The following is a 23,650-nucleotide window of genomic DNA, read 5'->3' on the forward strand; positions in this document are numbered from 1 at the left end:
TTCCCAATGGCGGCACAAACCAAGGCGATAAATCGCGCCGCTACGGTTGTCAGAAATCTGCTGGCTGGCGAAACGTCATACTGTTGCCAAACGCCGGGTGGGTTATGGTCAGCGATTCCGCATGTAACAACAGGCGCGATGCCATCGCCAGCGCTTCTGGCGAAGCGTAAAAGCGGTCACCAAGAATCGGATGCCCCAGCGCCAACAAATGCACACGTAACTGATGCGAACGTCCGGTAATTGGCTTCAGCTGCACCCTGGCGCTGTTGTCGTCATCATATGCCAGCACCTGATACTCGGTTTGCGCCGGTTTGCCGGTTTCAAAACACACCTTCTGCTTTGGCCGGTTTGGCCAGTCGCAAATCAGCGGCAAATCAATTAAGCCTTTTTCTTCAGCCGGATGGCCCCAGACGCGCGCCACGTATTGTTTGGCAGGCTCGCGTTCACGGAATTGCCGCTTCAGCTCACGCTCGGCCGCTTTATTCAACGCCACCACAATAACGCCGCTGGTGGCCATATCCAGACGATGCACTGATTCAGCCTGCGGGTAATCACGCTGGATCCGTGTCATCACACTGTCTTTGTGCTCATCGAGGCGACCCGGCACCGACAGCAAACCGCTCGGCTTATTGACCACCATGATGTGATCGTCCTGATAAAGGATATGCAGCCAGGGTTCAAGCGGCGGGTTATAAGGTTCCATCAGCCATTCCGTAAGGGGGCCTTGCGGCCCCGGTCAATTATTGATGCGTCACCACGATCAGGCGCAGCGCATCCAGACGCCAGCCCGCGTCACCGAGGCTTGCCAGCACCTGGCTACGGTTGCTTTCCAGCGCCTCAACCTCGTCATCACGGATGTTGGGGTTGACGGCGCGCAGTGCCTCAAGACGGGATAGCTCAGCGCTCAGCTTCTCATCGGCTTCGGCTTTTGCCGCCGCGATAATCGCTTGTGCTTCCGGCACCACTGCGCTCTCCGCCAGCGTCAGAATCTGATGCACATCCTGTTGAACGGCATTCACCAGCTTGCTGCCGGTATGGCGATTCACGGCGTTTAACTGACGGTTAAAGCTCTCAAATTCCACTTTTCCGGCCAGGTTGTTGCCGGTGCGATCCATCAGCAAACGCACCGGTGTCGGTGGCAGGAAGCGGGTCAGTTGCAGATGCTTCGGTGCCTGGGCTTCCACCACATAGATCATCTCTACCAGCAGCGTGCCAACCGGTAACGCTTTGTTTTTCAACAGCGACAGCGCACAGCTGCCGGTATCGCCGGAGAGGATCAGGTCCAGACCGTTGCGGATCAGCGGGTGTTCCCAGGTAATGAACTGGGTATCTTCGCGTGACAGTGCCTGGTTGCGGTTAAAGGTCACGGTGCAGCCATCTTCCGGCAGACCGGGGAAATCCGGCACCAGCATATGATCTGACGGCGTCAGCACGATCAGGTTATCGCTACGATCCTCCTGGTTGATACCCACGATATCAAACAGGTTGAGGGCGAAATTCACCAGGCCGGTGTCGTTATCCTGCTCGGCAATCGCTTCTGCCAACGCCTGGGCTGCTTCACCGCCATTTGAGTTTTGCTCCAGCAGACGGTCGCGGCCCTGTTCCAGTTGGGCTTTCAACTGGTCATGCTGCTTGCGGCACTCAATGATGAATTCATCCAGCCCCTGCGGATTTTCCGGTGCGGCCAGGTATTCAATCAATTGGCTGTAGACGCTGTCGTAAATGGTGCGGCCAGTTGGACAGGTGTGCTCAAACGCGTCCAGACCCTCGTGATACCAGCGCAACAGCACCGCCTGCGCGGTTTTTTCCAGCCACGGCACCAGGATCTGAATATCGTGCATCTGGCCGATACGATCGATACGACCAATTCGTTGCTCCAGCAGGTCCGGGTTGAACGGCAAATCAAACATCACCAGACGGCTGGCGAACTGGAAGTTGCGGCCTTCAGAACCGATTTCCGAACACAGCAGCACCTGCGCGCCATCTTCTTCGGAGGCGAACCAGGCCGCAGCGCGGTCACGTTCGATGATTGACAGACCTTCGTGGAACACGGCGGCGCGGATACCTTCGCGCTCACGCAGCACCTGTTCCAGTTGCAGGGCGGTGGCGGCTTTGGCACAAATCACCAGCACTTTCTCTTTACGGTTGCTGGTGAGGTAGCCCATCAGCCACTCAACGCGCGGATCGAAGTTCCACCAGGTGCCGCTGTCACCTTCAAACTCCTGATAAATCTGCTCCGGGTACAGCATGTCACGGGCGCGTTCTTCCGCGCTTTTACGTGCGCCCATAATGCCGGAGACTTTAATTGCCGTCTGGTACTGCGCCGGCAGCGGCAGGCGGATCTGATGCAGTTCGCGTTTCGGGAAACCTTTCACGCCGTTACGGGTGTTGCGGAACAGCACGCGGCTGGTGCCGTGACGGTCCATCAACATAGAAATCAGTTCTTTGCGTGCATCTTCTTTGCCTTCGCGATCGCTGTTTGCCACCTGCAACAGCGGTTCGATGTCCTGCTCACCGACCAGATCGTTGATCAGGTTCATTTCATCTTTGGAGATCGCTTTGTCGGCCAGCAGGGTGCTTACCGCATCGGCTACCGGGCGATAGTGCTGCTGTTCAGCGACAAACTGGCTGAAATCGTGGAAGCGGTTAGGATCGAGCAGGCGCAGACGGGCGAAATGGCTCTCCAAACCGAGCTGTTCCGGTGTCGCGGTCAGCAGCAGTACGCCAGGCGTCTGTTCCGCCAACTGCTCAATGACCTGATATTCACGGCTCGGTGCGTCTTCGCTCCATGCCAGATGGTGTGCTTCATCAACCACCAGCAGATCCCAGGCGGCATCGGCCAGCAATTCCAGACGCTGCTTATTACGGCGGACAAAATCGAGCGAGCAGATGATCAGCTGCTCGGTATCAAATGGGTTATCGCTGTCGTGCTGCGCTTCGGTGTAGCGGTCATCATCAAACAGCGCAAAGCGCAGATTGAAGCGGCGCAGCATCTCCACCAGCCACTGATGTTGCAGGGTTTCCGGTACCACAATCAGCACGCGCTCCGCACGTCCAGCCAGCAACTGTTGCTGGATGATCATCCCGGCTTCGATGGTTTTACCCAGACCCACTTCGTCAGCCAGCAAAACTCGCGGTGCATGGCGACGGCCAACATCGTGCGCAATGTGCAGCTGATGTGGGATCAGGTTGGTGCGCATACCACGTAAACCGCTGGTCGGCAGGTTGTACTGCTCGCTCTGATATTTACGGGCGCGGAAGCGCAACGCAAACCTGTCCATGCGATCCAACTGTCCGGCGAACAGGCGATCCTGCGGTTTGCTGAATACCAGTTTGCTGTCGAGCATCACTTCGCGCATCAGCACGTTGGATTCTTCGGTGTCGAGACGTGTGCCGATGTAGGTAATTAACTCGTTTTCGTTACGGACGTCATCGACGCGCATCTGCCAGCCTTCATGGCTGGTGACGGTATCACCCGGATTGAAGATCACGCGGGTAACAGGAGAATCATTACGGGCATAGAGGCGGTTTTCGCCGGTTGCCGGGAACATCAGTGTGACCATGCGCGTATCCAGCGCAACTACCGTGCCCAGTCCCAGTTCACTTTCCGTATCACTAATCCAGCGTTGACCCAGTGTAAAAACCATATAATTCCTGTTCGATTCTCTGTCATGTCATGAAGATGTGCACCTGCTCTCAGGCAAAACCGTACCGCCAAACGAAAGGGTTTGGGCAGCGTGTGGATGCGGTGAGATTCAGGAAGGGCGCTATGGTACTGGATGGCAGGGCATTCGTCACCTGTCAAAAAAGCCCCAACTGCCCGGTAATCAGTGTAGCAAAATCATCGCCGACGAAGGGTAAAATGCCTTCCGCCACGGGCTGCAACTGCTTCGTCACATAGTGATCATAGTCGAGCGGCGTATGGCGCGCTTCCAGAGGCTCCGGGCCTGCGGTGGCGATGACATAGCGAATGGTGCCGCCGTTCTGATACTGCAACGGCCGCCCCAGTTTGCGGTTGACCTCATCCGCCAGGCGCGCGGCGCGAACATGCGGTGGCACGTTGCGCTCATAATCTTTGAGCGGGCGGCGCAGGCGCTTTTTATAGACCAGCTGATCATCAAGTTCGCCTGCCAGCAATTGCGCCACGGTATCCCGGATATAATCCTGCCAGGGTTCACCGCGAAAGATGCGACCATACAAGGTTTGCTGGAACTGTTGCGCCAGGGGGGTCCAGTCGGTGCGTACCGATTCAAGCCCTTTGAACACCAGCCGTTCACTGTCGTCGGTGCGAATCAGACCAGCATAGCGCTTTTTACTGCCCTGTTCCGCACCGCGAATGGTAGGCATTAAGAAACGACTGAAATGGTTTTCGTACTCCAGCTCCAGCGCACTGCTCAGGCCATAGGTTTGCTGCAAATGTTCCTGCCACCAGCCATTGACGTGTTCGGCCAACTGACGACCAATTACCGCCGCCTGTTCTTCGCTGTGCGCCCCCTTCAACCAGACAAACGTTGAATCGGTGTCGCCGTAAATCACGTCATAGCCTTTGGCTTCAATCAGTTCACGCGTTTGCTGCATGATAGCGTGCCCGCGTAGGGTGATGGAGGACGCGAGGCGGGGATCGAAAAAGCGACAGGCGCTGGTACCCAGCACGCCGTAAAAAGCGTTCATGATAATTTTCAGCGCCTGCGACAGCGGTTTGTTGTGGTCGAGTTTTGCCCGCTCACGCCCCTGCCAGATCTGCTCAACGATCGCGGGCAGGCAGTGGGTGGCACGGGAAAAACGTGCGCCGCGAAAACCGGGTACCGAGTCGGCATCAGCAGGATGTGCCAGCCCTTCCACCAGTCCCACCGGATCAATCAGGAAAGTACGGATAATCGATGGATAGAGGCTTTTGTAATCCAGCACCAACACCGAATCGTACAGGCCGGGACGCGAATCCATCACGTAACCACCGGGGCTGGCTTCCGGCGTCACTTCGCCGAGATTAGGCGCAACAAACCCGGCGCGATGCATACGTGGAATGTAGAGATGACCAAATGCCGCCACTGAACCGCCGTGGCGATCGACCGCCAGCCCATTCACCGTAGCGCGTTCCAGTAGAAACGGCATGATGGCGGTATGATGGAAAATGCGCGTCACCAGTTCACAATCTTTCAGGTTATAGCGCGCCAGCGCCGGTTTATCGTTGGCGAAGCGCCAGTTGATCTCTTCCATGCGTTGCCACGGATTATCGATGGCTTTGCCTTCACCCAGTAACGCCTGCGAAACGGTTTCCAGACTGAAGGAGGGGAAATCCCAGAAGGCGGATTTTAACGCCTCGATGCCGTCAATAATCAGGCGCCCGGTGGCCTGCGCAAAAAAGACGCCGGGTTTAAAACCATGCTCGCGCCACTCCAGCGGCTGTTGCTGGCGTCCCAGACGCAGCGGAATGCCATAACGATCGGCGTGTTTTTGCAACACACGCAGGTCGAATTGCACCAGGTTCCAGCCGATAATGACATCAGGTTCATGGCGGGCGAACCAGGCATTAAGTTGCTCCAGCAGTTGCGGGCGGCTATCAACGTAAATCAGTTCGAAATCAAGCGGGCTGGCATCGCCGTTGGGCGGGCCGAGCATATACACCTGACGCTGGCCACAACCTTCCAGCCCGATGCAGTAGAGTTCGCCATGTTCGGTGGTTTCGATGTCCAGCGACACCCATTTTAGTTCTGGGCGATAGTCGGGATGGGGTTTAAGGCGCGCATTAACTACGCTGTCACCGCGCGTGTCGCCACTGAACCACACCGGCGCGGTGATAAAGCGTTCCATCAGATAGCGCTCCGGCGGGCGGATATCCGCTTCATACACCGGGATGCCATTGTCCCGCAGGCGTTTTTCCAGATTTTGCAGTTGGCGATAGCTGCGACAATAGAGGCCGAACACCGGACGGCGACGGAAATCTCTTAATTTCAGGGACTGAATGCGCGTGTGGCGCTCGTCGCGGATTAGCGTTTCGACCTGCGATTGAAATTCGCTGGGAATAAACGCCACCGACTCCTGAGCGGGCAACACTAAGCGCTGCGCGCCGCTGTCGGTAGCCAGCCACAGCACCACTTCGCTGCCAGTGGGGGTGTCTCGCCAGTGTCGGGTAAGCAGAAAACCTGCGCGTGGATCGGTCACGGGAACTCCGGGTGTGATAACCCGTTTAGTGTATCATGGATGTTTATACAGTGTCTTTGGTTTGCTTAAATTGTCGGCGCTTTGTCAACATTGGTGTACAAATCTTGCCTTGACGCTGCGCGGCTGGCTCTGGACAATCCAGCCTTCATATTCCGCAGAGGATATTTATGGAAGCCTGGGTACAACATCTTTTTACGCAATCTCTGGAATGGGCATTGTTTGCTGTCGCGCTGGTGACGTTTCTTGAGTCGCTGGCCTTCGTAGGATTGCTGCTGCCGGGCACGGTGTTGATGGCAAGTCTGGGCGCGCTGGTCGGCAGCGGCCAGATTGGTCTCTATCCGGCCTGGGCTGCCGGGCTGGTCGGTTGCCTGATTGGCGACTGGGTTTCCTATGGCATTGGCTGGAGATTCCAGGGCCCGCTGCATCGCTGGAAATATTTACAGAAGTATCGTGGTTTGCTGGATAAGACCGAGCATGCGCTGCATCAGCACAGCATGTTTACCATTCTGGTTGGGCGCTTTGTCGGCCCGACGCGTCCATTGATTCCGCTGGCGGCTGGGATGCTGGAGTTACCGGTGCGCAAATTCCTGCCACCGAACATTATTGGCTGCATCCTCTGGCCGCCGCTGTATCTGATGCCTGGTATCCTCGCCGGGGTGGCGATTGATGTGCCGCAGGCCGCACAAGGCAGCCACTTTACCTGGCTGCTGGCGCTGGTGGCGTTGCTGGTATGGCTGGGGTTCTGGCTGTGCTGGCGTTGGTGGCGCAGTGGCAAAAATATCGACTGGGCAACGGCGTATCTACCGGCGGCGCGTTTACGCTGGCTGGCACCGTTGGCCGCAGTGGTCGGCGTGGCAGCGTTTATTGCTATCCAGTTCCACCCAATGATGCCGGTGTTCCGTCATCTGCTGTGGAAGGTGTTCTTCGCTTAACGTTGTGCCACGCCGAGAATGGCGGCGGCGGGGGTTCTGCCATTGAGCAGGTCTTCCGTGCTGCCATCCCAGTAAATCCGACCATCAACCACCACCAGACTGCGCGACGCGATTTGCCGCGCATCTTCCAGACTATGCGACACCATCAGCAGCGTGATGTTACGCGCGACGCAGACGCTATGCACCAGTTGCAGCATCTCCTGACGCAACGCCGGATCGAGTGCAGAAAAAGGTTCATCCAACAATAGAATCGGCTGATTGCGCAGCAGACAGCGCGCCAGCGCTACGCGTTGGCGTTGCCCGCCGGAGAGCTGTCCCGGCAGGCGCTGTAGCATCTCCTGAAGCCCGGTCTGCCCGGCGATCTCAAGCACCTGCTGTTTCTGGTCAGCGGTGAGTTTTAAGCCCGGATGCAGCCCCAGTCCCAGATTCTGCTGCACCGTCAGGTGCGGAAACAGGTTGTTCTCCTGGAATAACATCGACACCGGGCGCGCGGCGGGGACGCTGGCGGTATGCTCTTCGCCGTTTAACCATAAACTGCCGCTGCTGACCGGCAAAAAGCCGCCAATCAGGCTAAGCAGGGTACTTTTCCCGGCTCCGCTCGGACCCAGGATCGCCAGCCGTTCGCCGGCTTGCGCACTAAACTGGAAGCGCATCGGCAGATGCTGGTACAGGTAGGTGAGGTTATTCAGTGTCAGCATGACGACCTGGCAATTTTTCCATCAGGGTAAACAGGAGCAGGCACAGCAGCAGCAACAGCAACGCGGTGACCGCGCCGTCCTCACCGCGATAGGCCCCAATTTGCTGGAACAGATAGAATGGCAACGTGCGGAAATCCGCGCTGCCAAACAACGCCACCACGCCAAAATCGCCAATCGACAACACGCAGGCAAAGGCCAGCGCCTGGGCAATCGGACGTTTCAGTGCGCGCAGTTCAAGCAGGCGCAGGCGGTTCAACCCCTGCATACCCAGCGAGGCGCATAACTGATTGTAACGCGCGCTGAGATCGCGCATCGGGTTCTCCAGCACTTTCATGGCATAGGGGATAGCGATCAGTGCGTTCGTGAAGATCACCAGTCCGTCGGCGGATTGCGGCAGGCCAACGGTGGCGTTGAACAGCAAGAAAAAACCGCTCGCCAGCACGATACCTGGCATTGCCAGAATCAACATGCCACTCAGTTCCATTGCTTGCGCCGGGATAGTGTGATGACGCAGGCGCAGTTCACGGCTGCTCCATAACAGCATCAGGGTAAGAATGACGCACAACACGCCTGCTCCGATGGCAATGCGTAATGAGGTAAAGGTGGCCTGCCACAGAGCCGGTTGTTGAATCGCCCCGGCGACGCCGCCACGCAGGCCATCAGTCACTACCGCCAGCAAAGGCGGGAGCAACAACAACAAGGCTAAACCGATCAATAAGCCATCGCTGAGGCGCGCGCGCCAGCTATCCTGGGGATCGCGCCAGCCGCGTATCTGCTGACTTCCGCTCGGAATAGCTTGGCTGAAGCGCTGGCTCAGCAACACCAGCAGCAGGCAGCAGCCCAGTTGCAGCAGCGCCAGCAGGGCCGCGCGGCCGGGATCGTAGTCAAAACTCAGCGCCTGAAAAATTGCCAGCTCCAGCGTGGTGGCCTGTGGGCCACCGCCCAGCGCCAGCACGGTGGCAAAACTGGCAAAGCACAGCATAAAAATCAACGCGGCGGTCGGCATAATCTGCCGCCGCAGCCACGGCCATTCGAGTAAGCGGAACAGGTTCCAACTGCGCAGGCCGAGCTGTGCCGCCAGCTGACGTTGCTCGCCCGGGATGCTTTCCAGCGACTGCAACAGCATGCGCGTGGCCAGCGGCAGATTGAAGAACACATGTGCCAGCAAAATGCCCTGCAACCCATAGGGTGAGAAGTGATAATCGATACCTACCAGGCTGCACAGCTGGGCCAGCCAGCCGCTGCGACCATAGACGCTCAGCAGGCCGAATATTGCCACCAGTACCGGCAGCACCAGCGTCATGGCGCACAGGCGTAACAGCAGGTTACGTCCGGGAAAACGTCGACGGTACAGGGCGCGTGCCAGCGGGATCGCGGGGATGACTGAGAACAGCGCCGACAGTAACGCCTGCCAGAAGGAGAAAGCCAGTACGTGATGCAGATAGTCATCGGTGAGCAGGCCACGCCAGTCACCGATGGGGGCTGACATCAGCAGCGCGCCAAACGCCAGCAGCGCCACCGCGCATAACAAGAGCGCGGTGAAACTGCCGGGCAGCAGCCAGCCGGGAATTAACGGCTGACGGCGCGTTGCCATGCACTTATCCAGTCGGCGCGATGGTCGGCAACCTCAGTCGGGCTATATTGCAACGCCGTTTGCGGTACGTTTAGCGTCTGATAACCGGCAGGCAGATCGCTTTTAATGACCGGATACATCCAGTTGCCGGTCGGGATGGTCTGCTGGAAGGCCGGGGATACCATAAACTGCATAAATTGCTGTGCCAGTTTTGGTTGTTTGCTGCTGGCGAGCTGTGCCGCCACTTCAACCTGCATGTAATGGCCTTCGCTGAACGGCGCTGCCGCGTAGTTTTCTTTCTTCTCTTCAATGATGTGATAAGCCGGGGAGGTGGTGTAACTCAGCACCAGATCGCCTTCACCTTTCAGGAACAGGCCATAAGCTTCACTCCAGCCTTTGGTGACGGTGACGGTTTTTTGCGCCAGTTTTTGCCAGGCTTCCGGTGCTTTGTCGCCATACACCTTTTGCATCCACAGCAGCAGGCCAAGTCCGGGGGTGCTGGTACGTGGATCTTCATAGATCACGCGCCATTTTTCAGGACTTTCCACCAACTCTTTCAGACTTTTGGGCGGGTTCTTCAATTTGTTTTTGTCATAGACAAAGGCGAAGTAGCCATAGTCGAACGGGATAAAGGTGTCGTTGTGCCAGCCATCTGGCAGCTGGAGTGCGCCGGTATCCACCTGGCTTTTGGCAAACAGGCCGGTTTTTTCTGCCGCCTGCACCAGATTGTTATCGAGGCCCAGCACGATATCCGCTTTGCTGTTTTTGCCTTCCATCCGGACACGATTGAGCAGCGACACGCCATCTTCGAGCGCGACATATTTCAGCTCACAGCCGCACTGGGCTTCAAAGGCTTTTTTTACTGCCGGACCGGGTCCCCAATCGGCAGAGAATGAATCGTAGGTGTAGACGGTCAGTACCGGTTTGGCAGCCAGCGCCGGGGCAGAAATCAGCAGCAGCACGGGCAGAATTTTTTTAAACACTTTGCGCTCCTTGAGGAGAAGATAAGGTTGAGTCGCAAAGGATCTGAGCAGTGAGGCATCTCAAATCCCTACGCCGGTATTAACCGGATCAGGTTCGACGGGTCTCTCTCAGCCCCTGTAATGCAGGGCACCCCGTTGAGAACGGCTCATTCTAGTCATTTCCGGCTCAGGGCGAAAGGTTCACAGCTCCGGCGGGGCAAACCAGGCGGATTTAAAGTCAAACCAGCCAAGGGTATTCATGCGCACACCACGCATACTGCGCTGGCCTTCCAGCAGCAACCAGTGATGAAACAGCGGATGCAGGTAGTCACTGTCCACCAGTTGCTTACTCCATTCCGCCAGCGGTAGCGTTTTTTCGCGCCAGCGTTCAGCCGCGCTTTGCCAGTCTATTGGGATGCATTGCTGCATCAGCGGCAGCTCATACAATTGGGCGAACAGCGAGTAATCCAGTGGCAGGGTGAAGTTGACACTGCCGAGCCAGATATCGCTTTCGCCTTCACCGTTAAACCATGCTTCGTAACTCAGTTCACGGGTGATTAACTCTACGCCCTGCTGCGCCAGCAGTGGGCGCAGCGCATTGGCGATCCCTTCATGCTCAACATGATGGCTGTACCAGCTGATGGTCAGTTGGGTGAGATGCTGTGGTTTGCTGACTGGGGTTAAGTCGCGGCGGTGGTGCCAGCGAGGAATCAAGCCATAGGCCGGGAACCAGTAGCGTTGATACCCTACCCCGGCGTTGTTCAGCAGGGCGATAGGGTTAAACAGATAGCTGACCCAGCGGCGGAAATGGGCATCGCGTCCTTGCTCTGAACGTTGGTCATACAGCAGAAAATAGCAACCCTCTTCCAGGCGGCTCTCCTCCGATTTTTCATCGGCGGTTTCGCCCTGCAACTTCACTCCGGCATACACCAGTTCGTCGCTGATTTCCGGCAATACCCAGATTGAGACATCATCAATCAGCGCGCGGTAGCCGAAGTAGTCATCAAAAGCGGCAATTTTAAGTTGGCTTTGCTGGTTGCGCACCACGCTGTAGGGGCCTGTGCCAATCGGCTGACGGGCGAAATCGCGTACCGTTTGCCATTCGCGCGGCAAGATCATCGCGCTGACGCTGCCAAGCAGCCACGGTAGCCAGTTATCAGGTTGAGTCAGTTGAATATCCAGCGTCCAGGGGGCAGGGGAGTGAAGTTTGGCAATATGGGAGAACAGCGGTTGGGTACGCAGACGATCCAACGAGCTGATGACATCCTCCATCTCAAGTTCACGACCGTGGTGAAAACGAATCGCGGGTCGCAGGAAAAAGCGCCAGTGCAGCAGCGATGTTTGTTGCCAGTGATGGGCAATATCGGGTTCAATTTCCCCCTTTTCCTCATTTATCCGTGTCAGACCACTGAAGATTTGCCGCGCTAAATGGGTTTCGGAGCGACGCAACGGGGAACCGGGTAGCAGGTTGGGAAGCGGGCGATAATACAGGACGCGCAGAATATGCTTACCCTGGCGGAAGCTACGGCCGAGGTGAGAAGCAATCATTTGGCGTACCTGATTTTTGTCGCCTACCAATTGCACCAGTTGTTCGATGCGATCCTGCTCCAGCAAATCTTCGGCCCGCTGCTGCTGCAATGCCAGCCCGGTATAACAAAAACTCAGCGTTGAACGTTTACCCCGTCCGGCTTCCGCCTGCCAGATTAACCAACCCGCATCCTGCATGGCATTCAACAGGTTGCGCATATGACGTCGCGAGCAGTGCAGCAATTCAGCCAGTTCGCTTAGGGTGGTTTCCTGATCCTGGCCCTGGCAACTTTGCCACAGGCGAATAAATTGCTGTTGTAGACGTGAAGAGGACATAAAAGGGGAACTCCGCCGCGTAATCGCTCAGTTTTTCTTGCCCTATATTAGAGGCATAGTAGACCCCAATGGAAGAGCGGGAGGCATTCAGTCATGAATGGCGCTCTGCCAGCGGTTCTGCCGACGTAGAACCTTTTCTGAGTAGGGTGCAATTTCACCGCCAGCAGTGTGTTCTCTGCTGGCTTTTTTCGTCTTGCTGTGGAATCTTCTACCCTCATTTTTTTCCCCGATTGAATCCGCAAAGGGATTTCTGCATGAAATCGCTGTTAACGCGTAAGCCGTTCCTCAACCCGGTTTATCTGGCTTTTATGGCCGTCTCCTTTATGGTTGGCGTGGCCGGTGCTTTGCAGGCACCGACGCTGAGCCTGTTCCTGACGCGTGAAGTGCAGGTCAGGCCGTTCTGGGTTGGGTTGTTCTTTACCGTCAACGCGATTGCCGGGATTGTCATCAGCCTGCTGATGGCGAAACGTTCCGACAACCACGGCGATCGCCGCCACCTGATTATGTTTTGTTGCCTGATGGCGGTGTGTAATTCGCTGTTGTTTGCCTTTACCCGTCATTATCTGACGTTGATTACGTTGGGCGTGCTGCTGTCGGCATTGGCCAGCGTGGCAGTGCCGCAAATTTTTGCGTTGGCGCGTGAGTATGCTGACCGTTCCGCCCGCGAAGTGGTGATGTTCAGTTCGGTCATGCGTGCGCAGTTGTCGCTGGCGTGGGTGATCGGCCCGCCGTTATCGTTCGCGCTGGCATTGAACTATGGCTTTGTGACGCTGTTTTGCGTGGCGGCGGTGATCTTTTTGTTAAGCCTGCTGCTGATCTGGCGCACCCTGCCGTCGGTGCCGCGTGTGATCGTGTCTCCCGAGCAGGTGTTGACACAACTGAGTCCGTGGAAAGACAGCCAGGTGCGTCTGCTGTTTATCGCCTCGGTGATAATGTGGACCTGCAACGTGATGTATATCATTGATATGCCGCTCTATATCAGCTCCACACTCGGTTTGCCGGAAAAGCTGGCTGGCCTGTTGATGGGAACGGCTGCCGGGCTGGAGATCCCGATTATGTTGCTGGCCGGGCATTATGCGCGTCGCTTCGGTAAACGTCGGCTGGTGCAGGTGGCGCTGGTGGCCGCAATGGTGTTTTATCTCGGGCTGGGTCTGTTCCAGTCACGTACCGCGCTGATGGTGTTGCAGCTGTTCAATGCTGCGTTTATCGGGATTGTTGCCGGAATCGGTATGTTGTGGTTCCAGGACCTGATGCCGGGACGTGCAGGCGCGGCTACCACCATGTTTACTACCTCGATCTCAACCGGAATGATTGTGGCGGGTTTGATTCAGGGGGCGCTGAGTGAACAGTTCGGCCATGAGTCGGTGTACTGGCTGGCGCTAGGGTTGGCAGTGCTGGCGTTGGGGCTGGCTTCGCGCGTGCGGGATGTGTAACTGCGCGCAATAAATTGCGCCGCTACGGCTGTAGCGGCGCGATTAATCGCGCTATTTTAACGTAAAAACGCGGGCTGATTCGTCTCGTAGTCGGCGATGGACGCTTCGTGTTGCAGCGTCAGGCCAATGCTGTCGAGTCCGTTAATCATGCAGTGGCGACGGAAGCTGTCGATTTCGAAGCTATAGGTTTTGTCGCCAGCAGTCACGGTCTGGGCTTCCAGATCCACGATAAAGCTGATGCCTGGATGGCTTGCGACCACCTTAAACATCTCATCAACTTCTTCATCGCTTAACTTCACCGGCAGCAACTGGTTGTTGAAGCTGTTGCCGTAGAAGATATCCGCAAAGCTGGGTGCAATCACCACCTGGAAACCGAAATCGGTCAGTGCCCAGGGTGCGTGCTCACGCGAGGAGCCACAGCCAAAGTTTTCACGCGCCAGCAAAATGCTGGTGCCTTTGTATTCCGGCTTGTTCAGCACGAAGCTGGCGGTCGGTACGGTGCCTGCATCATCATCAAAACGCCAGTCGTGGAACAGGTGCGCACCAAAGCCGGTGCGAGTCACCTTTTGCAGGAACTGCTTAGGAATGATGGCATCGGTATCAACATTCGCGGCATCCAGCGGGGCTACGATTCCGCTGTGCTGAGTAAATTTCTTCGCCATGGCTTAAGCTCCCTGAGTCAGTTCACGAATATCGGCAAAACGGCCCGTCACCGCCGCCGCAGCGGCCATCGCCGGGCTGACCAGGTGGGTACGTCCACCACGGCCCTGACGACCTTCAAAGTTACGGTTACTGGTGGAAGCACAGCGCTCACCCGGATTCAGACGGTCATTGTTCATCGCCAGGCACATAGAACAACCTGGCAGACGCCATTCAAAACCGGCTTCGAGGAAAATCTTGTCCAGACCTTCCGCTTCCGCTTGCGCTTTTACCGGACCAGAACCCGGTACCACCATCGCAACCACACCAGGCGCTACATGGCGGCCTTTGGCGATCGCGGCAGCAGCACGCAGGTCTTCGATACGTGAGTTGGTGCAGGAACCGATAAACACTTTATCGATCGCCACGTCGGTCAGTTTGATACCCGGTTGCAGATCCATGTAGGCCAGCGCTTTTTCGGCAGAGGCGCGCTCAACCGGATCGGCGAATGAGGCCGGGTTCGGGATTGCCTGGTCAACTGCCATCACCTGGCCCGGGTTGGTGCCCCAGGTCACCTGCGGGGCGATATCGGCGGCGTTCAGCGTCACTACGGTATCGAATTTCGCATCGCTGTCGGATTTAAGGGTGCGCCAGTAAGCAACAGCCTGTTCCCACTGCTCGCCCTTCGGTGCGAATTGTTTGTCTTTCAGATAATTAAAGGTGGTGTCATCCGGCGCGACCAGGCCCGCTTTGGCACCCATTTCAATTGCCATGTTGCACAACGTCATACGGCCTTCCATGGTCAGCGCTTCAATCGCCGGGCCACAGAACTCCACCACATGACCGGTACCGCCGGCGCTGCCGGTTTTACCGATGATCGCCAGCACGATATCTTTCGCGGTGATGCCCGGTGCGGCTTCACCCAGCACTTCAATCTTCATGGTTTTGGCACGGCCCTGTTTCAGGGTCTGGGTGGCAAACACATGCTCCACTTCAGAGGTGCCGATACCGAACGCCAGTGAACCAAAAGCACCGTGAGTCGCGGTGTGGGAATCACCACAGACGATGGTCATACCCGGCAGGGTCATACCCTGTTCCGGGCCGATGACGTGGACGATGCCCTGGAACGGGTGGTTCAGGTCATACAACTGGATACCGAATTCAGCGCAGTTCTTGATCAGTTCCTGCATCTGAATACGTGCCATCTCGCCCGACGCATTGATGTCTTTGGTCTGGGTGGAGACGTTATGGTCCATGGTAGCGAAGGTCTTCGACGGCTGACGGACTTTGCGACCGTGAGCGCGCAGGCCATCAAAGGCCTGCGGTGACGTGACTTCATGGATCAAATGACGATCGATGTACAGTAACGGGGTTTCGTTCGGTGCTTCGTGGACGACATGTGCATCAAATAACTTCTGGTATAAGCTTTTCATTTTTTTATTTTTCCTCGGTGATGAAGCGGGCAATGATGCTGCCCATTTCATCGGTGCTCACGGACTGACCGTCTCCGGCCAAATCACGGGTGCGATGACCCGCTTCCAGCGCACGGTTGATCGCGCGCTCAATGCTGTCGGCAGCCTCAGTGGCGTTCAGGCTATAGCGCAGCAGCAGGGACAACGAGAGGATCTGAGCTACCGGGTTGGCAATATTCTGACCCGCGATATCTGGGGCTGAACCACCCGCTGGCTCGTACAGGCCGAAACCTTCTTCGTTCAGGCTGGCTGACGGCAGCATGCCCATTGAACCGGTAATCATCGCGCATTCATCAGAGAGAATGTCGCCAAACAGGTTTGAACACAGCAGTACGTCGAACTGTGATGGATCTTTAATCAGCTGCATGGTGGCGTTGTCGATGTACATATGGCTCAGTTGCACATCCGGGTAATCTTTCGCCACTTCGTTGACGATCTCACGCCACATCACAGAGGTCTGCAACACGTTGGCTTTATCGATTGATGTCACTTTGTTGCGGCGTTTGCGCGCAGATTCAAACGCAATGCGGGCAATACGTTCGATCTCAAAACGGTGATACACCTCGGTGTCGAATGCGCGTTCGTGTGGGCCGCTGCCTTCACGGCCTTTCGGTTGACCGAAGTAGATACCGCCAGTCAGCTCGCGTACGCACAGGATATCGAAGCCACGCGCGGCGATGTCGCTGCGCAACGGGCAGAAGGCTTCCAGACCTTTATACAGCGCTGCCGGACGCAGGTTGCTGAACAGTTTGAAGTGTTTACGCAGTGGCAGCAGTGCGCCACGTTCCGGTTGCTGTGCGGGCGGCAGGTGTTCCCACTTCGGACCACCCACGGAACCAAACAGAATGGCATCGGCCTGCTCGGCACCGGCAACAGAGGCAGGTGGCAGCGGTTCGCCGTGACGATCGATGGCGATACCGCCAACATCATATTCGCTGGTGGTGATACGCATGTCGAAACGCGCACGAATCGCGTCCAGAACTTTCATGGCCTGCGCCATCACTTCCGGGCCGATTCCGTCGCCCGGCATTACCGCGATATGAAAAGACTTAGTCATAGTTACACCGTTTCCTTTTGCTCTTTAAATTTGCGCTGCAATTCTTTTTCCACCTGTTTGGCACGCCAGATATTGTTCAGGGCGTTGACCATCGCTTTGGCGGAGGATTCGACGATATCGGTCGCCAGGCCCACGCCGTGGAATTTGCGACCGTTGTAGTTGACCACGATATCAACCTGACCCAGGGCGTTCTCACCGTGGCCTTTGGCGGTCAGTTTGTAGTTCACCAGCTCCGCTTCAAAGCCGGTGATACGGTTAATCGCCTGATAGACGGCGTCGACCGGACCGTTACCGGTGGCGGCGTCAGATTTGATCTCTTCACCACAGCCCAGCTGGACAGATGCAGTGGCGGTCACGCTGGAGCCGGTCTGCACGTTGAATTCTTTCAGCTGGAAATGTTCCGGTTCTTCATTCTGTCTGTTGATGAAGGCCAGCGCTTCCAGATCGTAATCGAACACCTGACCTTTCTTATCCGCCAGCTTCAGGAAGGCGTCGTACAGAGTATCCAGGTTGTAGTCGGTCTCTTTGTAGCCCATCTCTTCCATACGGTGTTTCACCGCGGCACGACCTGAACGTGAGGTCAGGTTGAGCTGGATTTTATGCAGACCGATCGATTCCGGCGTCAGGATTTCGTAGTTTTCGCGGTTTTTCAGCACGCCATCCTGGTGGATGCCGGACGAGTGGGCGAAGGCATTCGAACCGACCACCGCTTTGTTGGCCGGGATCGGCATGTTGCAGATCTGGCTGACGGTCTGGCTGGTGCGGTAGATTTCCTGATGTTTGATATTGGTGTGCACGTTCATGATCTGCTGGCGGGTTTTGATCGCCATGATTACCTCTTCCAGTGCACAGTTACCGGCACGTTCGCCCAGGCCGTTCAGCGTTCCCTCAACCTGACGTGCACCGGCCATCACCGCTGCAATCGCGTTGCCGGTGGCCATGCCCAGGTCATCGTGGGTATGCACAGACAGAATCGCTTTATCAATATTCGGCACGCGATTGATCAGCTGGCTGATGATGTTGGCGTATTCGTGCGGCAGGGTGTAACCCACGGTGTCCGGGATGTTAATGGTGGTGGCGCCAGCATTAATCGCGGCTTCCACCATGCGGCACAGGTCATCAATCGGTGTACGGCCACCGTCTTCGCAGGAGAATTCCACGTCGTTGGTGTAGTTACGCGCACGCTTGATCATATGCACCGCACGCTCAATCACCTCAGGCAGCGTACTGCGCAACTTAGTGGCGATATGCATCGGCGAGGTGGCGATAAAGGTATGGATACGGAACGCTTCTGCAACGCGCAGAGATTCGTAAGCGGCGTCGATATCTTTCTCAACGCAACGTGCCAGGCCACAGACGCGGCTGTTCTTGATGGTGCGTGCAATGGTCTGAACGGATTCAAAGTCGCCCGGAGAAGAGACCGGGAAACCGACTTCCATTACGTCTACGCCCATACGTTCCAGCGCCAGGGCAATCTGCAATTTTTCTTTAACACTCAGGCTGGCCTGTAACGCCTGCTCGCCATCGCGCAGAGTGGTATCGAAAATAATAACTTGCTGGCTCATCGTAATCTTCCTTATGCATTAACTTCGCCGGTGCTACGAGCATAAAAAAACCCGCGCATTGGCGCGGGTTTTTTTAAACTTTCTGCAGGTTCGAATCAGTTGTTGATTCCGCCCACGAGTCTACCGCGCAATGGGGATGCGATTAGTAGTAGACCAAGTAGACGGAAAGAACGGGACATGGATCAAACCTTGTAAATTGAGTGCTGCACATATTGATACTGAGAAAGGCCGCTGATGTCAACCATAAGTGAAAGGTTATTTCTCAAGGTGCTCAAGGTGGATCTGCTGGGATTATTCGCTTGTTCAGAGGAAAAACAAATATTAACGCGGCGCTGGCGATTTTGATCACTTGCAAAAATGTTTTAAAAATGAATATTTATTTTAAATTGTTGATTTTAATTTGTTTTATCGGGTTTGTTTGCCTGGTGGTAAAACAATGGCGCAGCGGTTGTTTAGACGAATCTCACGTCAGATAAGGATTTTAAAGATAATCACGCCAGGAATTAATTGCCGGGTAAGATTGTGGGCTGGAATGTTGCAAAATATGCATCGTGTATTTCTTATAACTCGCTGTAAATAATTACCGAACCAGCATTATCATCTGCTGTTCTGTGCTGGGATTAGTTTAATCCTCGCGGGCAATTATCACGCCTTAGTGCCTTTGAGGTGGAAAGAAACGGGGCTGAGAGGGATGGGCGTTTGCCTGCCGGGTTTTCTGCGGTTATGGTAATCGACCTACTCTCAAAAGAATGAACTCAAGTAGATTCCCTGTACCTGGAAGGCGGAAATGAATTCCGTCTTCTGAGCATAAACATAAGGTTTTGATCTTAATTGGCGAATCCGGGGCAGGATGTCACTGACGCGGCTGGAAAGCGAACGTCCGTGGATTCCGTCCCTCAAGCCTGGAGGCAGAAAATGGAGATGTTGTCAGGAGCCGAAATGGTCGTCCGTTCGTTAATCGATCAGGGCGTTAAGCAGGTCTTCGGTTATCCGGGCGGAGCGGTGCTCGATATTTATGACGCTCTGCAAACGGTCGGCGGTATCGACCACGTATTAGTTCGCCACGAACAAGGCGCGGTGCACATGGCTGACGGCCTGGCGCGTGCTACCGGCGAAGTGGGTGTCGTGCTGGTGACTTCCGGTCCTGGCGCCACCAATGCCATTACCGGCATCGCCACTGCTTATATGGACTCGATCCCGATGGTGGTTCTGTCGGGTCAGGTGCCGTCGTCACTGATCGGCTATGACGCCTTCCAGGAGTGCGACATGGTGGGGATTTCCCGCCCGGTGGTGAAGCACAGCTTCCTGGTCAAAAGCACCGAAGAGATCCCAACCGTCATCAAAAAAGCGTTCTGGCTGGCAAAAAGTGGCCGCCCGGGCCCGGTGGTGATTGACCTGCCGAAAGATATCCTGAACCCGGCGAATAAGCTGCCTTATGTCTGGCCAGAGTCGGTCAGCATGCGTTCTTATAACCCAACTATTCAGGGTCATAAGGGGCAGATTAAGCGCGCGCTGCAAACCCTGCTGGCGGCCCATAAGCCAGTGATGTATGTCGGTGGCGGTGCTATTACCTCGGGTTGCGAAGCCGAATTGTTGCAACTGGCGGAAAAGCTCAACATCCCGGTGACGACCTCACTGATGGGGCTGGGTGCTTTCCCTGGAACGCATCGTCAGTGCGTGGGTATGCTGGGTATGCACGGTACTTATGAAGCCAACATGACCATGCATAACGCTGACCTGATTTTCGGTATCGGCGTGCGTTTTGATGACCGTACCACCAACAATCTGGCGAAGTATTGCCCGAATGCCACGGTGATGCATATCGACGTTGACCCAACCTCGATTTCCAAGACCGTTGCCGCAGACATTCCGATCGTCGGTGATGCGAAACAGACGCTGACCCAGATGCTGGAACTGCTGGCGCAGACCGAGGTGAAGCAGGAGCTCGACAGCCTGCGCGACTGGTGGCAGACCATTGATGGCTGGCGTGGTCGCAAATGCCTCGAATTTGATCGCACCAGCGATAAAATCAAACCGCAGGCAGTGATCGAAACCATCTGGCGTTTGACCAAAGGCGATGCTTACGTCACTTCGGACGTGGGCCAGCACCAGATGTTCGCAGCGCTGTATTATCAGTTCGACAAACCTCGTCGCTGGATCAACTCCGGTGGTTTGGGCACCATGGGCTTTGGCCTGCCTGCGGCGTTGGGTGTGAAGATGGCGCTGCCGGAAGAAACCGTAATCTGTGTCACCGGTGACGGCAGTATCCAGATGAACATTCAGGAACTGTCGACCGCGCTGCAATATGATTTGCCGGTGCTGGTACTGAACCTCAACAACCGCTTCCTCGGCATGGTGAAGCAGTGGCAGGACATGATCTACTCTGGCCGCCATTCACAATCTTACATGGAGTCCTTGCCGGACTTCGTACGCCTGGCGGAAGCCTATGGTCACGTTGGTATCGCGATTCAGCATCCGGCCGAGTTGGAAGAGAAGCTGACCCAGGCACTGGAAACCCTGGCGAAAGGGCGACTGGTGTTTGTTGATGTGACGGTTGATGGCAGCGAGCACGTTTACCCGATGCAGATTCGTGGTGGCGGTATGGACGAGATGTGGTTGAGCAAAACGGAGAGGACATAATTATGCGTCGTATTTTATCGGTACTGCTGGAGAACGAATCCGGCGCATTGTCCCGCGTGGTTGGCCTGTTTTCGCAACGCGGCTACAACATTGAAAGCCTGACGGTAGCGCCAACTGACGATCCCACCCTGTCACGTATGACGATTCAAACCGTCGGCGATGAAAAGGTGCTGGAGCAGATCGAAAAACAACTGCACAAGTTAGTTGACGTGTTACGTGTCAGCGAGCTGGGGCAGGGTGCCTACGTTGAACGTGAAATCATGCTGGTGAAAATCCAGGCGACCGGCTATGGCCGCGAAGAAGTGAAACGCAGCGCGGAAATTTTCCGTGGGCAGATCATCGACGTGACGCCAACGCTGTACACGGTTCAGCTGGCAGGCACCAGCGACAAGCTGGATGCGTTTCTTAACACTGTCCGTGACGTAGCGGAAATTGTTGAAGTGGCGCGTTCCGGTATCGTTGGTGTATCGCGCGGCGATCGCATCATGCGTTAATCACCGTCAGTAACAGACAGTCACGATGCTAACCCGGCGTAATGCCGGGTTTTTTTATTTTATGCGCTTGAACAAGCTGACGGATAAAAGCGGTTGCTCAGCGTAGTTTTCTGCGGTTAGATGTTACAAATGTTTTACCCTTAGCTACTCTGCGGGCATTTTCGCCACAGGGCTTATCAGGAATTAAGGTGTCATCGTGAAACTGGATGAAATCGCGCGCCTGGCTGGCGTGTCGCGCACTACGGCCAGCTATGTGATCAATGGCAAAGCGCGGCAATATCGTGTCAGCGACAAAACCGTCGAGAAAGTGATGGCGGTGGTGCGTGAGTACAATTATCACCCGAATGCCGTGGCGGCGGGCCTGCGCGCCGGGCGTACCCGTTCCATTGGGCTGGTGATCCCCGATCTGGAAAACACCAGCTATACGCGCATTGCCAATTACCTTGAACGCCAGGCGCGGCAGCGTGGATATCAGCTGCTGATCGCCTGTTCTGAAGATCAGCCTGATAACGAGATGCGCTGCATTGAACATCTTTTGCAGCGTCAGGTTGATGCGATCATTGTTTCTACTTCTCTGCCGCCGGAACACCCGTTTTATCAGCGCTGGATCAACGATCCGCTGCCGATCATTGCGCTGGACCGTGCGCTGGATCGTGAACATTTTACCAGCGTGGTCGGTGCCGATCAGGATGATGCCCAGCAACTGGCCGCTGAATTGCGTCAGCTGCCGGTGAAAAACGTCCTGTTCCTTGGCGCGCTGCCGGAGCTGTCGGTGAGCTTCCTGCGCGAAATGGGTTTCCGTGAGGCGTGGAAAGGCGACGAGCGCCCAATCGATTATATCTACTGCAATAGCTTTGAACGCACGGCTGCCGCGGCGCTGTTCGAGAAATATCTGGAAGATCATCCTATGCCAGAGGCGTTGTTCACCACCTCATTTGGTCTGTTACAGGGGGTGATGGATGTGACGCTGAAACGTGACGGGCGTCTGCCAACCGACCTGGCGATTGCCACCTTTGGCGACCACGAATTGCTGGATTTCCTTGAGTGTCCGGTACTGGCCGTAGGGCAGCGTCATCGTGATGTTGCGGAACGCGTGCTTGAACTTGTTTTAGCGTCACTGGATGAACCCCGAAAACCGAAGCCGGGTTTAACCCGAATTCGACGTAATTTATTTCGCCGTGGTCAATTAAGCCGTCGGACAAAATGAATCGGTGGGGTGGCGTGCTGCCCCACTTTATTAACCAGCCTGTTAATTTTCCCCTGCCACCATTCAGGTAAAAAAGCGTAAATTTTCACCTGATTTGCTAACAAATTAAACTGCCTGGCTTTTCTTATTTGTTTACATCTTCGGCAGCAGCGGGTAGCAGAGCTGTCGCGATGGTGCTGGGCTTCTTTTCGGAAATCCCCTAAAATGCAGCCGCTGTCGCATAACGCGGGATATTTATCTTAACGGGGCAACGCGCTTTATTTTTCGCCATTTTTCATGACGCGAAAATTTTTATTCCATTATTCATCAGGTTAATTTTTATTTTGCCATTCATCGTCTTCTTCCACCCTTCTTTGAATAATTTCACCCGCTGTAAAGAGTGATATTCACTCGCCGTTGCGGCTTGACAAGGATTTCATCGGCTCCGTAAACTCTTTTCGTGGTAAAATGTGGGATAAAGTGGTGAAAAAGGGTATCTGAGGGGTGAGGCTGGCATGTTCCGTGGGGCAACGTTAGTCAATCTCGACAGCAAAGGGCGGCTGGCCGTACCAACACGCTATCGTGAATTGCTGATCGCAGAGTCTCAGGGTCAAATGGTTTGCACCATCGACCTCCATCAGCCCTGCCTGCTGCTTTATACCCTGCCCGAATGGGAAATCATTGAGAAAAAGCTGTCTCGCTTATCCAGCATGAACCCCGCCGAGCGTCGCGTGCAGCGTCTGCTGTTGGGGCATGCCAGTGAGTGTCAGATGGATAATGCAGGCCGCTTGTTGTTGGCAAATACCCTTCGCCAACATGCGAGCCTGACGAAAGAAGTGATGCTGGTCGGCCAGTTCAACAAGTTTGAACTGTGGGATGAACAGACCTGGTATCAACAAGTTAAGGATGATATTGACGCAGAACAGTCAGCTCAGGAACCTTTATCTGAGCGGTTGCAGGACTTGTCGCTATAG

17 protein-coding genes and 1 riboswitch are annotated in these 23,650 nt (G+C 55.6%); of the genes, 6 read left to right on the top strand and 11 right to left on the bottom strand.

Annotated features, from left to right (window positions below; all coding sequences use genetic code 11):
• Positions 1-49 precede the first annotated feature (49 nt).
• From rluA to polB, 3 genes are all read right to left on the bottom strand, one after another.
• Positions 50-703 carry a bifunctional tRNA pseudouridine(32) synthase/23S rRNA pseudouridine(746) synthase RluA gene (rluA, locus tag AC6I8N_RS03600; RefSeq protein ID WP_021184764.1) on the bottom strand — a complete coding sequence of 218 codons (654 nt, stop codon included), beginning with the start codon at positions 701-703 and terminating at the stop codon, positions 50-52.
• A gap of 37 nt (positions 704-740) precedes the next feature.
• The gene (gene rapA, locus AC6I8N_RS03605; protein WP_497830061.1) at positions 741-3,647 is read right to left on the bottom strand and encodes an RNA polymerase-associated protein RapA; all 2,907 of its coding nucleotides are present in this window, start codon (positions 3,645-3,647) and stop codon (positions 741-743) included.
• Between the two features lie 154 nt (positions 3,648-3,801).
• Entirely contained in the window at positions 3,802-6,162 is a 2,361-nt protein-coding gene (polB, locus tag AC6I8N_RS03610; RefSeq protein WP_497830062.1) for a DNA polymerase II, read from the bottom strand.
• 167 nt (positions 6,163-6,329) lie between these two features.
• Between polB and AC6I8N_RS03615 the strand changes: the two genes are divergently transcribed.
• Entirely contained in the window at positions 6,330-7,094 is a 765-nt protein-coding gene (locus AC6I8N_RS03615) for a DedA family protein (RefSeq protein WP_021184761.1), read from the top strand.
• Here AC6I8N_RS03615 and thiQ read toward each other — a convergent pair.
• The 4 genes from thiQ to sgrR all read right to left on the bottom strand — a co-directional run bounded on the left by thiQ (position 7,091) and on the right by sgrR (position 12,190).
• Entirely contained in the window at positions 7,091-7,792 is a 702-nt protein-coding gene (thiQ, locus tag AC6I8N_RS03620; protein WP_208724772.1) for a thiamine ABC transporter ATP-binding protein ThiQ, read from the bottom strand. The two genes, AC6I8N_RS03615 and thiQ, sit on opposite strands and share 4 nt — an antisense overlap.
• Positions 7,776-9,386: a thiamine/thiamine pyrophosphate ABC transporter permease ThiP gene (gene thiP / locus AC6I8N_RS03625; RefSeq protein WP_497830063.1), complete on the bottom strand. Its 1,611-nt coding sequence runs from the start codon at positions 9,384-9,386 to the stop codon at positions 7,776-7,778. The genes thiQ and thiP overlap by 17 nt, the downstream gene beginning before the upstream one ends.
• Entirely contained in the window at positions 9,362-10,348 is a 987-nt protein-coding gene (gene thiB, locus AC6I8N_RS03630; protein WP_497830064.1) for a thiamine ABC transporter substrate binding subunit, read from the bottom strand. Before thiB ends, thiP begins: the two co-directional genes overlap by 25 nt.
• A gap of 47 nt (positions 10,349-10,395) precedes the next feature.
• A riboswitch (TPP riboswitch) is annotated at positions 10,396-10,493 on the bottom strand.
• A 35-nt stretch (positions 10,494-10,528) separates the two neighbouring features.
• A complete protein-coding gene (gene sgrR, locus AC6I8N_RS03635) occupies positions 10,529-12,190 on the bottom strand; it encodes an HTH-type transcriptional regulator SgrR (protein ID WP_208724775.1) in 1,662 nt (553 codons plus the stop codon).
• A gap of 254 nt (positions 12,191-12,444) precedes the next feature.
• On the opposite strand from sgrR, the gene AC6I8N_RS03640 reads away from it, so the two are divergent.
• On the top strand, positions 12,445-13,623 hold the full coding sequence (locus AC6I8N_RS03640) for an MFS transporter (protein WP_497830065.1): 1,179 nt from the start codon (positions 12,445-12,447) through the stop codon (positions 13,621-13,623).
• A 56-nt stretch (positions 13,624-13,679) separates the two neighbouring features.
• Here AC6I8N_RS03640 and leuD read toward each other — a convergent pair whose 3' ends face one another.
• Genes leuD through leuA form a run of 4 tightly spaced genes read right to left on the bottom strand, consistent with a single transcriptional unit; the run spans position 13,680 to position 18,356 of the window.
• On the bottom strand, positions 13,680-14,285 hold the full coding sequence (gene leuD / locus AC6I8N_RS03645; RefSeq protein ID WP_497830066.1) for a 3-isopropylmalate dehydratase small subunit: 606 nt from the start codon (positions 14,283-14,285) through the stop codon (positions 13,680-13,682).
• Positions 14,286-14,288: 3 nt separating this feature from the next.
• On the bottom strand, positions 14,289-15,695 hold the full coding sequence (gene leuC, locus AC6I8N_RS03650) for a 3-isopropylmalate dehydratase large subunit (RefSeq protein ID WP_021184754.1): 1,407 nt from the start codon (positions 15,693-15,695) through the stop codon (positions 14,289-14,291).
• A 4-nt stretch (positions 15,696-15,699) separates the two neighbouring features.
• On the bottom strand, positions 15,700-16,791 hold the full coding sequence (gene leuB, locus AC6I8N_RS03655) for a 3-isopropylmalate dehydrogenase (protein WP_021184753.1): 1,092 nt from the start codon (positions 16,789-16,791) through the stop codon (positions 15,700-15,702).
• Positions 16,792-16,793: 2 nt separating this feature from the next.
• Positions 16,794-18,356 carry a 2-isopropylmalate synthase gene (leuA, locus tag AC6I8N_RS03660; protein WP_497830067.1) on the bottom strand — a complete coding sequence of 521 codons (1,563 nt, stop codon included), beginning with the start codon at positions 18,354-18,356 and terminating at the stop codon, positions 16,794-16,796.
• A 915-nt stretch (positions 18,357-19,271) separates the two neighbouring features.
• On the opposite strand from leuA, the gene ilvI reads away from it, so the two are divergent.
• The 4 genes from ilvI to mraZ all read left to right on the top strand — a co-directional run bounded on the left by ilvI (position 19,272) and on the right by mraZ (position 23,650).
• Positions 19,272-20,996, top strand: coding sequence for an acetolactate synthase 3 large subunit (gene ilvI, locus AC6I8N_RS03665; protein ID WP_021184750.1), 1,725 nt, complete (start codon positions 19,272-19,274; stop codon positions 20,994-20,996).
• Positions 20,997-20,998: 2 nt separating this feature from the next.
• Positions 20,999-21,490, top strand: coding sequence for an acetolactate synthase small subunit (gene ilvN, locus AC6I8N_RS03670; RefSeq protein WP_021184749.1), 492 nt, complete (start codon positions 20,999-21,001; stop codon positions 21,488-21,490).
• Positions 21,491-21,686: 196 nt separating this feature from the next.
• A complete protein-coding gene (gene cra / locus AC6I8N_RS03675; RefSeq protein ID WP_021184748.1) occupies positions 21,687-22,697 on the top strand; it encodes a catabolite repressor/activator in 1,011 nt (336 codons plus the stop codon).
• A 494-nt stretch (positions 22,698-23,191) separates the two neighbouring features.
• Positions 23,192-23,650, top strand: coding sequence for a division/cell wall cluster transcriptional repressor MraZ (gene mraZ, locus AC6I8N_RS03680; protein WP_021184747.1), 459 nt, complete (start codon positions 23,192-23,194; stop codon positions 23,648-23,650).

This window comes from Pantoea sp. X-Soil-TKNS-1279 (assembly GCF_059730565.1).